At 65.9% G+C, this 13,398-nt stretch carries 12 protein-coding genes; 4 read left to right on the forward strand and 8 right to left on the reverse strand.

The window, feature by feature from the left end; genetic code table 11:
* The first annotated feature begins 3 nt into the window (after window positions 1–3).
* The gene (locus GJV37_RS12960) at window positions 4–924 is read left to right on the forward strand and encodes a LysR family transcriptional regulator (RefSeq protein ID WP_024764447.1); all 921 of its coding nucleotides are present in this window, start codon (window positions 4–6) and stop codon (window positions 922–924) included.
* A gap of 63 nt (window positions 925–987) precedes the next feature.
* Here the strand turns inward: GJV37_RS12960 and GJV37_RS12965 are convergent, their stop codons facing one another.
* The 4 genes from GJV37_RS12965 to GJV37_RS12980 form a co-directional block, all read right to left on the reverse strand.
* Window positions 988–2,427, reverse strand: a complete 1,440-nt coding sequence (locus tag GJV37_RS12965) for a short-chain fatty acid transporter (protein ID WP_193452617.1) — start codon at window positions 2,425–2,427, stop codon at window positions 988–990.
* Window positions 2,428–2,683: 256 nt separating this feature from the next.
* Complete coding sequence (locus tag GJV37_RS12970) at window positions 2,684–3,865, reverse strand: acetyl-CoA C-acetyltransferase (RefSeq protein WP_193452618.1); 1,182 nt, start codon at window positions 3,863–3,865, stop codon at window positions 2,684–2,686.
* Between the two features lie 97 nt (window positions 3,866–3,962).
* Window positions 3,963–4,619 (reverse strand): CoA transferase subunit B, encoded by a 657-nt coding sequence (locus GJV37_RS12975; protein ID WP_065085236.1) that lies wholly within the window; start codon window positions 4,617–4,619, stop codon window positions 3,963–3,965.
* A 26-nt stretch (window positions 4,620–4,645) separates the two neighbouring features.
* Window positions 4,646–5,344 (reverse strand): CoA transferase subunit A, encoded by a 699-nt coding sequence (locus GJV37_RS12980; RefSeq protein WP_024764444.1) that lies wholly within the window; start codon window positions 5,342–5,344, stop codon window positions 4,646–4,648.
* A 122-nt stretch (window positions 5,345–5,466) separates the two neighbouring features.
* Between GJV37_RS12980 and GJV37_RS12985 the strand changes: the two genes are divergently transcribed.
* Window positions 5,467–6,369 (forward strand): LysR family transcriptional regulator, encoded by a 903-nt coding sequence (locus tag GJV37_RS12985; RefSeq protein ID WP_024764443.1) that lies wholly within the window; start codon window positions 5,467–5,469, stop codon window positions 6,367–6,369.
* Window positions 6,370–6,514: 145 nt separating this feature from the next.
* Here the strand turns inward: GJV37_RS12985 and GJV37_RS12990 are convergent, their stop codons facing one another.
* Entirely contained in the window at window positions 6,515–7,246 is a 732-nt protein-coding gene (locus GJV37_RS12990) for an IclR family transcriptional regulator (RefSeq protein WP_193452619.1), read from the reverse strand.
* A 99-nt stretch (window positions 7,247–7,345) separates the two neighbouring features.
* Here GJV37_RS12990 and hmgA point away from each other — a divergent pair, with 99 nt between their 5' ends.
* Together hmgA and fahA are read left to right on the forward strand one after the other, a co-directional pair.
* On the forward strand, window positions 7,346–8,638 hold the full coding sequence (gene hmgA, locus GJV37_RS12995) for a homogentisate 1,2-dioxygenase (RefSeq protein ID WP_024764441.1): 1,293 nt from the start codon (window positions 7,346–7,348) through the stop codon (window positions 8,636–8,638).
* 1 nt (window position 8,639) lies between these two features.
* Window positions 8,640–9,944 (forward strand): fumarylacetoacetase, encoded by a 1,305-nt coding sequence (gene fahA / locus GJV37_RS13000; protein WP_024764440.1) that lies wholly within the window; start codon window positions 8,640–8,642, stop codon window positions 9,942–9,944.
* A gap of 280 nt (window positions 9,945–10,224) precedes the next feature.
* Here the strand turns inward: fahA and GJV37_RS13005 are convergent, their stop codons facing one another.
* The 3 genes from GJV37_RS13005 to feaR all read right to left on the reverse strand — a co-directional run bounded on the left by GJV37_RS13005 (window position 10,225) and on the right by feaR (window position 13,371).
* On the reverse strand, window positions 10,225–11,715 hold the full coding sequence (locus tag GJV37_RS13005; RefSeq protein ID WP_193452620.1) for an aldehyde dehydrogenase family protein: 1,491 nt from the start codon (window positions 11,713–11,715) through the stop codon (window positions 10,225–10,227).
* A gap of 16 nt (window positions 11,716–11,731) precedes the next feature.
* On the reverse strand, window positions 11,732–12,136 hold the full coding sequence (locus GJV37_RS13010) for a c-type cytochrome (protein WP_054907030.1): 405 nt from the start codon (window positions 12,134–12,136) through the stop codon (window positions 11,732–11,734).
* A gap of 317 nt (window positions 12,137–12,453) precedes the next feature.
* A complete protein-coding gene (feaR, locus tag GJV37_RS13015; RefSeq protein WP_024764437.1) occupies window positions 12,454–13,371 on the reverse strand; it encodes a transcriptional regulator FeaR in 918 nt (305 codons plus the stop codon).
* Window positions 13,372–13,398 lie beyond the last annotated feature (27 nt).

The following is a 13,398-nucleotide window of genomic DNA, read 5'->3' on the forward strand; positions in this document are numbered from 1 at the left end:
GCCATGAACTTCGACTGGAACGACATTCCGATCCTCCTCGCCCTCGCCCGCCACGGCAGCATGAGCGCCGCCGGCCGCGCCCTGGGCGTCGATCCCTCGACCATGAGCCGGCGCCTGGTGGCGGCGGAAGCCGCGCTGCAGACGCGGCTGTTCATTCGCGACAACGCCGGCTACAAGGCCACCGACGCCGGCGAGGCCTTTCTCAGCCATGCCGAGCGCATCCTCGGCGATGTGCAGAGCATGCTGCTGGAGACCCGCGACGAAGCCAGCGCCATCAGCGGCAGCGTGCGCATCACGGCGGTGGACTTCCTCTTCAGCCACTGGCTGGTGCAGCACATGCCTCATCTGGCGCGCACCTACCCGAGCCTGCAGTTGCAGCTGATCCCGGCGAACCGTTCGTTGTCCTTCACCCGTCGCGAGGCCGACTTCGCGCTACGCCTGGCACGCCCGGCGGAAGACGCCGCACTGGTGATGCGCAAGGTCGCCGACATCGGTTTTGCCGTGTACGCGGCCACGTCCTTTTCCCGCGTGCCGGTGGAGCTGTGGCCACAGCAGGCCTGGCTGGGCTACGGCGAGGAACTCGACGATACGCCGGAGATGGCCTGGGTGCGGCGCTTCGCCCCCGGCGCCGGCTTCGCCCTGCGCGCCAGCAGCGTGACCACGCTGATCCATGCCTGCCAGAGCGGCCTGGGCATGGCCCTGCTGCCGTGCATCCTCGGTGATCGCGAAGGGTTGGTGCGGCTGTCCGGGCCGGTGGTCATGCGGGAAATCTGGCTGCTCAGCCACCGCGACGCCGGCCGCATCGGCCGCTTCCAGGCCGTCAGCGACTGGCTGCGCGAAGTGTTCGACCAGGATGCCGCGCAGCTCAGCGGCGAGCACCTGGACGCCCGCGTGCTGGGCCCGGTGGAAATCAGCCGCGGCTGACCATGAAGAAGCCCGGATGTCTTGCGACATCCGGGCTTGCTGCTGCCGGAACCGAATGCGTGGTTACGGTTGGACCGGCGGCAGGTACTGCAGGGTGGTGCCCAGCGCCCAGAGCAGGAACAGCACCAGCGGGATGTGCACCAGCAACTGGACGAAGCTGAAGCCGATCAGGTCGCGGGCCTTCAGGCCCAGCACACCCAGCAACGGCAGCATGTAGAACGGGTTGATCAGGTTCGGCAGCGCCTCGGCGGCGTTGTAGATCTGCACCGCCCAGCCCAGGTGGTATTGCAGCTCATTGGCCACCTGCATCACGTAGGGCGCCTCGATGATCCACTTGCCGCCGCCGGACGGGATGAAGAAGCCCAGCACCGCCGAGTACACGCCCATGAGCAGCGCATAGGTGTCGTGGGAGGCGATCTGCACGAAGAAGGTGGAGATATGGTGGGCGATGGTCGAACCGTCGCCGCCCTTCACCGTGGTCAGGATCGCAGCGATAGAGCCATACAACGGGAACTGGATCAGCACACCGGTGGTGGTCGGCACGGCGCGGGCGACAGCATCAAGGAAGTTGCGCGGGCGCCAGTGCAACAGCGCGCCGGCCATGATGAACAGCAGGTTGTAGGTATTCAGCCCGGAGATCGCGGTGATCGCCGGCTTGGTGCTGAACTCGTGGACCAGCCAGCCACCGGCCAGGGCCACCAGCATCAGGATCAGCAGCGGGCTGTGCTCCAGCCACTCGCCCGGGCGGGTCGCCTTCGGCGCGCTGGGCGGGGTGACGCTGACGTCCACGCCGCAGGCCTTGGCATCACGGGCGCTGCCGGCGCCGGGTGCGGTCATGTAGGCGATCACCAGCGACACCAGCACCAGGGCCAGCAGCATCACGCCGGATTGCCAGAGAAAGATGGTCTCGGTGAACGGGATGACGCCGGTGATCGCCAGGATCGACGGCGGCAGGCTGGCCGGGTTGGCCTGCAACTGCGCGGCGGACGACGACAGGCCCAGCGCCCATACCGCGCCCAGGCCCAGGTAGGCGGCTGCACCAGCGGCGCGGTAGTCCATCTTCAGGTCTTCGCGGCGAGCCAGTGCGCGCACCAGCAGGCCGCCGAACACCAGGGACAGGCCCCAGTTGAGCAGCGAAGCGACCATGGAGATCAGCGCGACCCAGGCCACCGCCGAGCGGCCGTTCTTCGGCACGCGGGCGAACAGGTCGATGAGCCTGGAAGCCGGGCCGGAGCTGGCAACCACGTAACCGCCGATGACCACGAAGGCCATCTGCATGGTGAAGGGAATCAGGCTCCAGAAGCCGTCACCAAAGGCCTTGGCGGTCTCCGTGGCCGGCGCGCCGATGGCCAGCGCGGCGACGGTGACGATCAGCACCGCGAGTGCGGCGAAGACCCAGGAGTCGGGGAACCAGCGTTCGGCCCAGTTGGAACAGGCCATGGCGAAGCGCGCGGAGCGGCTGTCCTGCAAGGCTGTGCCGGGGGTGTGCACGTGGGAAGTCATAATGGTCTACCTCATTGTTCTTGTCATGGCTCAATTCGGATGAGCTCGTTGTGGCAATGGTGCGGTGTTCAGAAACAGAAAAACCGCCCGGCCTGCGTGGGGCCGAGCGGTGACGCAAGGGTTTGCCGGCACCGGGGGGACGCCGAAAACCGCGGCGGGATGTCGTCTGTCGGTGTGCCCACCTCCCATCCCGCCTGCCAGAGCAGCATTGCTACATGCCGCCCGGCGCTCGCCAATAGGTCGTTAGTCGCGCGCCTCAGTCCCGGACGAGGGCCATGGCGACACCCTGGCCACCGCCGATGCACAGGGTCGCCAGGCCCTTCTTCGCATCGCGGCGGAGCATTTCGTGGAGCAGGGTCACCAACACGCGAGCGCCGGAAGCACCGATTGGGTGGCCAAGGGCGACGGCGCCGCCGTTGACGTTGACCTTCTCGGCGTTCCAGCCCAGCTCCTTGCCGACCGACAGGGCCTGCGCAGCGAAAGCTTCGTTGGCCTCGATAAGCTCGACGTCGTCGAGGCTCCAGCCGGCCTTTTCCAGGCAGCTGCGGGTCGCGGTCACCGGGGCGATACCCATGATCGACGGGTCGACGCCGCTGCTGGCATAGGCTTGGATACGCGCCAGAACCGGCAGGTTCAGACTGCGTGCGCGCTCGGCGCTCATCAGCAGCACGGCGGCGGCGCCATCGTTGAGGGTGGAGGCGTTGCCGGCGGTGACGGTGCCGTCCTTCTCGAAGGCCGGCTTGAGCTTGGCCAGGGACTCGGCAGTGGTGCCGGCGCGCGGCTGCTCGTCGGTGTCGAAGGACAGCGGCTCGCCCTTGCGCTGGGGAATCAGCACCGGGGTGATCTCGTCCTTGAAGCGCCCGGCTTCAATGGCCGAGGCGGCCTTGAGCTGGGACTGCGCGGCGAAGGCGTCCTGGGCTTCACGGCTGATGCCGAACTTCTCCGCCAGGTTCTCGGCGGTGATGCCCATGTGGTAGTCGTTGAAGGCATCGATCAGGCCATCGCGCAGCAAGGTGTCCTGCAGTTCTGCGTGACCCATGCGCAGGCCGGTACGGGCCTTGGGCAGTACATAGGGCGCCAGGCTCATGCTTTCCTGGCCGCCGGCGATCACCACGTCGGCGTCGCCACAGCGGATCGCCTGGACGCCGAGGAACAGCGATTTCAGGCCCGAACCGCAGAGCTTGTTGATGGTCATCGCGGGTACTTCAACCGGCAGACCAGCACCGATGGACGCCTGGCGCGCGGGGTTCTGTCCGGCGCCGGCGGTGAGTACCTGGCCGAGGATCACTTCATCGATCTGGTCCGGCTTCACGCCGCTGCGTTCGAGCAGCGAGCGGATCACCAGGCTGCCCAGTTCATGGGCGGGAATATTCGCCAGGCTGCCCTGGAAGGCGCCGATGGCGGTGCGGGTGGCGGCGACTATCACGACGTCTTGCATGAATCATTCTCCGGAAGGCTTGGGCTGCCCTCTCCCCCCCTCTCCCTTCGGAGCGGGGCGCGTAGCCAGGGTTGGGGAGCGGGAAGCGCGGGATAACTCAGAAGGTCATTTCCTTCACATCGTCCGGCACGATCAGGCGGCCGGCGGTCTTCTCGGCGATCTCGGCAACGCTCACGCCCGGCGCGGTCTCGCGCAGGATGAAGGCGCCGTCCTCGATCTCCAGGTAGGCCAGATCGGTGAGCACCTTGCGGATGCAGCCGGCGCCGGTCAGCGGCAGCGAGCAGCGTTCCAGCAGCTTGGATTCACCGTCCTTGGAGGCGTGGGTCATGGTGACGATGATGTTGTCCGCGCCGGCCACCAGGTCCATGGCGCCGCCCATGCCTTTCACCAGCTTGCCGGGAATCATCCAGGAGGCGATGTTGCCCTGTACGTCCACCTCGAAAGCGCCCAGCACGGTGAGGTCGACGTGGCCGCCACGGATCATCGCGAAGGATTGCGCGGAGTCGAAGATCGACGCGCCCTTCACCGCGGTCACGGTCTGCTTGCCGGCGTTGATCATGTCGGCGTCGACGCTGTCCTCGGTGGGGAACGCACCCATGCCGAGCAGGCCGTTCTCCGATTGCAGCATCACTTCCATGCCCTCGGGCACGTAGTTGGCGACCAGGGTCGGGATGCCGATGCCCAGGTTCACGTAGAAGCCATCCTGCAGCTCGCGCGCCACGCGCTGAGCCATTTGTTCGCGGGTCAATGCCATCTTCTTGTCTCTCTTGTCCGGTGGGCTCAGGAACGCACGGTGCGTTTTTCGATACGCTTTTCGAAGGTTCCCTGAATGATGCGGTCGACGTAGATGCCGGGGGTGTGGATCTGGGTCGGGTCCAGTTCGCCCGGTTCGACGATTTCTTCCACTTCGACGACGGTGATGCGGCCCGCGGTGGCGACGATGGGATTGAAGTTCTGCGCAGTGTGGCGATAGATGACGTTGCCATAGTGGTCGGCCTTCCAGCCCTTGACGATGGCGAAGTCACCGGTGATGGCGCGTTCCATCACGTAGTGGCGGCCCTCGAACTCGCGCACTTCCTTGCCATCGGCGACCGGGGTGCCGTAGCCGGTGGCGGTGAAGAAGGCCGGGATGCCGGCGCCGCCGGCACGGAGTTTTTCCGCCAGGGTGCCCTGCGGGGTCAGCTCGACCTCCAGTTCACCGGACAGCAGTTGCTGCTCGAACAACGCATTTTCGCCAACGTAGGAGGCAATCATCTTGCGGATCTGCCGATCCTCCAGCAGCACGCCGAGACCGAAACCGTCGATGCCGCAGTTGTTGGAGACCACTGTCAGGCCCTTCACGCCCAGCTTGCGGATCTGCGCGATGAGGTTCTCCGGGATGCCGCACAGGCCAAAACCGCCGGCCAGTACCGTCATGTCGTCGGTGAGCCCGGCGAGGGCTTCCTCGTAACTGCCTACACGCTTGTCGAGTCCTGCCATGTTGCTGCCTCTTTCTTATTTGGAATGTCCGACCCATCGGTCAGAGAGCGAATGCAGCTTCACCGGCAAAGACTGATTTGTTAAGTTTGTTTTTCCAATCGATTGATTTGGCGTATTTATAAATGACCGTAAAGCAACTGCGCGCCTTCCTCGCCGTGGCCCAGAGCTTGAGCTTCGCCCAGGCCTGCGAGCGCCTGCACCTGTCGCAACCGGCGCTGAGCCTGGCGATCAAGAGCCTGGAGGAATCCCTGGGCGGCCAGTTGCTGGTACGCACTACGCGCAGCGTGGCATTGACACCCGAAGGCGAGACGTTGCTGCCGGTGGCCCGGCGCCTGTTGGCGGACTGGGACAACGCCGAAGAACTGATGCACCAGCACTTCACCTTGCAGCTGGGCAAGGTTTCCATCGCCGCCATGCCCTCCTTCGCCGGCAACCTGCTGCCTGCCGTGCTGCGCACCTTCCGTGATCGCCACCCGAAGGTGAACGTGGCGGTACACGACGTGATCAACGAGCAGGTGCTGGAGATGGTCCGCAACCGCCGTGTGGAACTGGGCATCGCACTGGAACCGGACAGTCTCGACGGGCTGACCTTCACGCCCTTCTATACCGACCGTTTCGTCGCGGTGCTGCCGGCGGATTCACTGCTGGCGAATGAGGCGCGAATTACCTGGGAGCAGTTGCTGGAAGATCACTTCATCACCCTGCAGCGCCCGTCAGCCGTGCGCTTGTTGCTGGAAGACCAGTTGGCGGCACGGCACGGTCGACTGCCGGTGGCGTTCGAAAGCCACCAGTTGGTGACGGTGGGCCGGATGGTCGCCGAGGGGCTGGGCGTCAGCGCCGTACCGCGTCTGTGCCGGCAGCAGATGGAGGAGTTGGGCGCGCGCTGCGTGGTGCTTGAGGAACCGCGCATCGAGCGCCGCGTTGGCCTGTTCTGCCTGGCGGAGCACCAGTTGTCCAGCGCCGCGCAGGCGCTGAGCGATGTGCTGGTGCACGGGACAGATTGGGCGGGGATGGAGCGGGAGTGATCGCGCCACGGGCCCAAGAGCCCCTCCCCCTCCCAGAGGGAACACTTCGAGAGCGCCGGCTGACTCAGAATTTCTCCTCGCACCGAACGTTCCCCTCTCCCTTTAGGGGAGGGTTAGAGTGAGCGAGATCCATGGTTGCGGAATCTCAGATCTTTCCCCCCATCCGCAAACTGATCTCCCGTGCCACTTCCAGCAGCGCCCCCGCCGCCTCACCGTGAACTTCGGCGGCAAAGCTCGCTTGTGAGCCAACCACGGTAATCACCCCGGCCAGTTCGCGGCCGGTCTTGAACAGCGGCACCGACAGCGCGTTCACTCCAGGCATCAGCAAACCGTGGACCGCATGCAGTCCTTCGCTGCGAATGCTCTCCAGCACTGATTGGTCCGCGCCCTCCTCCAGCCCAGCCTTGAACGCCGCGAACACCAGCCCGGTGGATGAACCATGCAGCGGCAACACCGAGCCTACCTGCGTGACCAGCGTGACCATGCCCTGGGCCGGCTCGACCTGCACCACGGTGGGCCCGTGACTGCCCCAGATGGCGAGGAAGCAGGTCTGCCCCAGCGCGTCGCGCAGATCGGCCAGCGCCGGGCTGGCGACCTTCACCACATCCAGCCGGCGGATTGCGGCCAGGCCGACGTACAGCGCCTCACGCCCCAGGCCGTAATGGTTGGTCAGGGGATCCTGCTCGGCGAAGCCACTGGCGATCAATGCCTGCAGGTAGCGATGAACCTTGGCCGCCGGCATGTCCAGGTACTCGCCCAGGCGCTTGAGCGAGGTACTCGGCGCGAGGTCCGCCAGGGCCTTGAGGATCTGCGTGCCGACCTCGGCGGACTGCACCTTCGCGCCCTTCGTCGGGACGGAGTCTTCTGCGTCGTTCATGGTCTTCAACTTAAAGGAACTCCCGGACGGGCTTGACGGCCCGTCGACACGAAATTACGTTAATCGTAATTCAATTACGATAAAAAGAGTAAAACCACCATGACCGCCTCTCCTGCCTACCAATCCGGGTTCGGCAACGAATTCGCCAGCGAGGCCCTGCCGGGTGCACTGCCCGTAGGCATGAACTCGCCGCAGCAGGTACCGTTCGGGCTCTACGCCGAGCAGTTCTCCGGCACCGCCTTTACCGTCCCGCGCAGCGAAGCCCGGCGCACCTGGCTGTATCGCATCCGCCCGTCCGCCGCGCACCCGCGCTTCGAGCGCCTGGAGCGGCAGATCACCGGCACGGCGCTTGGCCCGGTCACGCCCAATCGCCTGCGCTGGAACAGCTTTGAAATCCCGCAGGAGCCTACCGACTTCGTCGACGGCCTGCTATGCATGGCCGCCAACGCCGAGGCAGAAGCCTGCAGTGGCGTCAGCCTGTATGCCTACCGCGCCAATATCTCGATGCGCCGGGTATTCTTCAACGCCGACGGCGAACTGCTGATCGTGCCCCAGGCCGGCCGCCTGCGCCTGGTCACCGAACTCGGCATGCTGGAGGTCGAACCGCTGGAAATCGCCGTGATCCCGCGCGGCATGCGCTTGCGCGTCGAACTGCTCGACAGCCAGGCCGCCGGCTATATCGCCGAGAACCACGGCGCCGCCCTGCGCCTGCCCGACCTCGGTCCCATCGGCAGCAACGGCCTGGCCAATGCCCGCGACTTCCTCGCCCCGGTGGCGCATTACGAAGACGTGGAAGGCCCGGTGCAACTGGTGCAGAAATTCCTCGGCGAACTCTGGGCCACCCAGCTCGACCACTCGCCGCTGGACGTCGTCGCCTGGCACGGCAACAACGTGCCCTACAAGTACGACCTGCGCCGCTTCAACACCATCGGCACGGTGAGCTACGACCACCCGGACCCGTCCATCTTCACCGTACTGACCTCGCCCAGCGACACCCATGGCATGGCCAACATGGACTTCGTGATCTTCCCGCCGCGCTGGATGGTGGCCGAGAGCACCTTCCGCCCGCCGTGGTTCCACCGCAACCTGATGAACGAGTTCATGGGCCTGATCCAGGGCGTGTACGACGCCAAGGCCGACGGCTTCGTCCCCGGCGGCGCCTCGCTGCACAACTGCATGAGCGCCCACGGCCCGGACAACGCCACCACGCGGCAGGCCATCACCGCCGACCTAAAACCCCACAAGATCGACCAGACCATGGCCTTCATGTTCGAGACCGGCCGCGTGCTGCGCCCCAGCCGCTTCGCCCTCGACTGCCCGCAGCTGCAGCCTGACTACGACAGCTGCTGGAGCGGCATGCAGAAGACCTTCGACCCTTCCCAGGAGCAGTAACATGAGCGCCGCCCACAGCACACAAAGCTGGATCGAATCGGCCAACGGCCACCCGGATTTTCCCCTGCAGAACCTGCCGCTGGGCGTGTTCAGCCCGCCGGGTGACTCGCCCCGTGGCGGCGTGGCCATCGGCGACTACATCTTCGACCTGAAGACCGCTTGCGAAACCGGCCTCTTCCACGGCGCCGCGCACCAGGCCGCGCTGGTGGCCAGCGGCGACAGCCTGAACGCCTTCTTTGCCCTCGGGGGCACCGCACGACGTACCCTGCGCGACGCGCTGATCTACCTGCTCAGCGAAGGTAGCGGCGAACAGAAGCGCATGGAGCACTTGGGCGCCGCGCTGCTCAAGCCCCAGGCCGCGTGCCGCATGCACCTGCCGGCCAAGGTTGGCGACTACACCGACTTCTACGTCGGCATCCACCACGCGAAGAACGTCGGCAAACTGTTCCGCCCGGACAACCCGCTGCTGCCCAACTACAAGTACGTGCCCATCGGCTACCACGGTCGCGCGTCCACCGTCGTGCCCTCCGGCACCGAGGTGCGCCGCCCCAACGGCCAGACCCTGCCCGCCGGCGTCGACGTACCGACCTTCGGCCCCTGCGCACGCATGGACCTGGAGCTGGAACTGGGCATCTGGATCGGCCAGGGCAACGACCAGGGCAAGGCGATCCCGATCAATGCGGCCTCCGGCCACATCGCCGGCTTCTGCCTGCTCAACGACTGGTCCGCGCGTGACGTTCAGGCCTGGGAATACCAACCGCTGGGACCGTTCCTGTCGAAGAGCTTCGCCACCACGGTGTCGCCCTGGGTGGTCACCGCCGAGGCGCTGGAGCCTTTCCGCGTGGCCCAGCCGGCCCGCCCGGAAGGCGACCCGCAGCCGCTGCCGTACCTGTACGACGAAGGCGACCAGCAACACGGCGCTCTGGATATCGAGCTGGAAGTGCTGCTGCACACTGCGCGCATGCGCCGCGAACACCAGGCTCCCGAGCGCATTGCCCTGAGCAACACGTTGAACATGTACTGGACGGTCGCACAGATGGTCGCGCACCACAGCGTCAATGGCTGCCGCCTGCAACCGGGCGACCTGTTCGGCTCCGGTACCCTCTCCGGCGAGACCCCTGACAGCTTCGGCAGCCTGCTGGAAATGACCTTTGGTGGAAAGCAGCCGGTGGTGCTGGCCAATGGCGAAGAACGGCGCTTCCTCGAAGACGGCGACGAGATCATCCTGCGCGCCCGCTGCCGCCGCGAGGGGCATGCGACCATCGGCTTCGGCGAATGCCGCGGACGGATTCTGCCAGCGCACTGATGCGATTCCCGCGGACCGTAGGGCGCATAACGCGTCAGCGTTATTCGCCCTACGCCTCATACCGCTCTGCGCTCCACCCATCCTACGACTCGCCACCGCGCGAGGCTTTTCGTAGGGCCGAGGGGGACGCCTAGTCCTTGCTCGCGAACAGCCGGTGTCACCGCGGCTGGGCGGTTCGCGAGCAAGCTCGCTCCTACAAGTCCGGTCCGATACAAATCCCGCGCAAAAAAAACGGGCCCGAAGGCCCGCTGCTAAACGAGGGTGTTGCTCTCTCTATCAATCAGTGCGCGATGCACACCGACTTGATCTCGGTATAGGCCTCGACCACGGCACGGCCGAACTCGCGGCCCATGCCCGACTGCTTGACGCCCCCGAAGGGCATGCTCGGGTCGAGCAGCACGTGGGCGTTGACCCACACGGTGCCGGACTCGATGCGCGGCACCAGGTTCATCGCCTTGCTCAGGTCGTTCGTCCACAGGCTCGCGCCCAGGCCGTATTCGCTGTCGTTGGCCATCTCGATGGCCTGGTCTTCATCATCGAACGGCAGCACCGCCAGCACCGGGCCGAAGACTTCGTCACGGGCCACGGCCATCTGCATGGTCACGTCCGCCAGCACGGTGGGCTGCACGTAGAAACCGTTGCCAGCGATCCGCTCACCGCCACAGACGATGCGCGCGCCCTGCTCACCGGCGCGGGCAATGTGCTCCAGCACGCTGCGCTGCTGCTTGGCCGATACCAGCGGGTTGATCTGCGCGGATGGATCCATGCCCTCGCCCAGGCTCATGCCGGCGACGGCGGCAGCCAGCTTCTCGACGAACTCGTCGTAGCGCGAGCGATGTACATAGAAGCGCGAAGCCGCAGCGCAGACCTGGCCGTTGTTCAGCAAGCCGCCCAGCAGCGCGCCCTGCACCGCGTTGTCGATGTTGGCGTCGGCCAGCACGATCATCGGGTTCTTGCCGCCCAGTTCCAGGGCAAAGCGGGTCATGTTCTGCACGGCGGCCAGGCCGACGCTGCGACCCACCGCAGTGGAACCGGTGAAGGACACCTTATTGACCAACTTGTGGCTGGCCAGGCCACCACCGATACGCGGGCCATCGCCAGTCACCAGGTTGAACACGCCGGCCGGTACGCCGGCTTCGAAGGCCAGTTCAGCCAGGCGCAAGGCGGTCAGAGGAGTTTCCGAGGCGGGCTTGATCACTACGCTGTTACCGGTAGCCAGTGCCGGGATCAACTTCCACATAGCGATCATCAGCGGGAAGTTCCACGGCACGATGCCGGCGACCACGCCTACCGGCTCGCGGCGGGTGTAGGCGGTGAACTTGGCGCCCGGCGGCAGCGGGATGGAGACGTTCAGCGACTGGCCTTCGATCTTGGTCGCCCAGCCAGCCATGTAGCGCATGAACTCGACGGTGGCGCCCACATCCAGCATACGCGCGATATTGATCGACTTGCCCTGGCTGAGGGTTTCCAGTTGGGCCAGTTCTTCGCCGTTGGCTTCCACCAGGTCAGCGAAGCGCAGCAGAATGCGCTCGCGGTCGGCCGGGCGCAAATCGGCCCAGACGCGCGACTTGTAGGAGGCGTGGGCGGACTTCACCGCGCGGTCGAGCAGGTCGGTGTCGATGTCGGCAACGCTGGAGATCGCCTCGCCGGTGGCCGGGTTCAGCACGTCGGTGCGGGCGCCTTCGGGCACCACCCAGGCGCCGTCGATGAAGCAGCCATGCTTGCGCTGCAGGAAGGCCGTGACCTTGGGCAGAGTCTGTGTGACGTTCATGGTCTCTCCTGGAATATCAGTGCTGCTGGCTCAGCCAGCAGGTGAGCGCCCGCCGCTCGGCCGCGTCGGCCAAGCCTGCAAAGGGCATGTAGGTTCCGGGCACGGCGGCCTGGGGCTGGCTGACGAAGGCGTCGAGATTGTCGCGCGACCAGGCCGCGCCCTTGCCCTTCATCGCCTGGGAATAGCTGAAGCCGGCGAGCGAACCGGCCATGCGGCCGACCACGCCATGCAGGTTGGGGCCCATCATGCCGGGGCCGTCGGCCTTGGCGGTGTGGCAGATCGAGCAGTCGCGGGCGAAGACGGTCTCGCCTTTCTGCGCATCATTCGCCGGGCAGTCCCCGGCGAACGCCAGGACCGGTTGCAGCAGCGCGCCGGCCAGCAGCAGGCCGAGGGCACCGAATCGGAGCTTGTTACGGGACATCGGGATATCACCTTCGAGAACAGCGTGCGGCCGAGAGGGCGCGCGTCATCGAAGCTGATTGTTGCCAGCGGCGCTCGGGAGAGTCTTTTCCTCTGTGCCAGACGTGTTGGCGGGAGTGCCAGGATGGCGGGAAAGGTGCGTGCCCATGCAAGACCAAAGCTCCTCACCCTAACCCTCTCCCGCACGCGCTAGAGGGGACCCTATGGTGCAGGCTGACAGCTCGGCGCCAGCCGGCACAGACTGCCCCCCTCCCTATGGGAGAGGGCTAGGGTGAGGGGAAAGCAGAGACAGGGGCTAGTAGAGCTGCTCGGTGCAACTCAATTCGCGTAACGCTTGCGATACTCGCCCGGAGAAACCCCGAAGCGCCCCTTGAACGCCGTGGAGAAGTAGCTCGAATCGGAGAAGCCCCAGGCATAGCCCAGCGCCGACAGCTTCTGCTCGAACTGGGCGTTGCGCAGGGTTTCGGCGCAGAAGTCCAGGCGACGGTTCTTGATGTACTGCGCCACCACCAGGCCCTTCTTGGCGAACATGCGGTACAGGCCGCGCACCGAAATGCCCACTTCACGGGCGATCAGCTCGGGGCAGAGCTCTTCGGCGCCGATGTGCTGGTCGATGAAGACGGTGGCCTTGCGGAACATGCGTTCGTGGTTGTCCTGCTCGGCGTCGTGGCTGGCCAGCGCCGGGCGCAGCAGCGTCACCAGGGCGTCGAGGGTCGCTTCGCTTTCCAGCATGCCGAGGCTTTCCTGCTGGCTGGTCTCGACGATCAGTCGATTGGCGAGCACGGCAATCGGCGAGCTGGCGGGGATCTTCGAGGCGCAGGTCACTTCCGACATGCGCAGGCCGCGCTCGATCACCTGGCGCGGAAGGATCAGCGAGAGCTGCCGGGATTCCTCCAGGTAGGTCATGTCGCTGGGGCGGCTGGCGTCGATCAGGCTGATGTCGCCTCGCGACAGCTCCACACGGTTGTCGCCCTGCTCCAGGCGCGAGCGCCCTTCGAGCTGGAACACCGCGTAGTAGTGGCCGCCGGCGCTGGAGCCGACCTCCTTGCTGGTCCGGTACAGGTGCACCTGGGCCATGTCGACCACGGAAAGCTTGATCGCACCGCCCTGGTACTCGCGCAACCGTCCATGGAACTGGGGGCCGAGGGTACGCGCATCGAAACGACCGCACGCCCGGTTGACCTGTCCCAGCCACGCCTCGAAAGCGTCATCCCTCAATGTCGATGAAGAATTCATGACCTGCAAAGCCTCACACGCATTGTT

Origin of the sequence: Pseudomonas nitroreducens, from assembly GCF_010994165.1 — a bacterium.
Lineage (GTDB): Bacteria > Pseudomonadota > Gammaproteobacteria > Pseudomonadales > Pseudomonadaceae > Pseudomonas > Pseudomonas nitroreducens.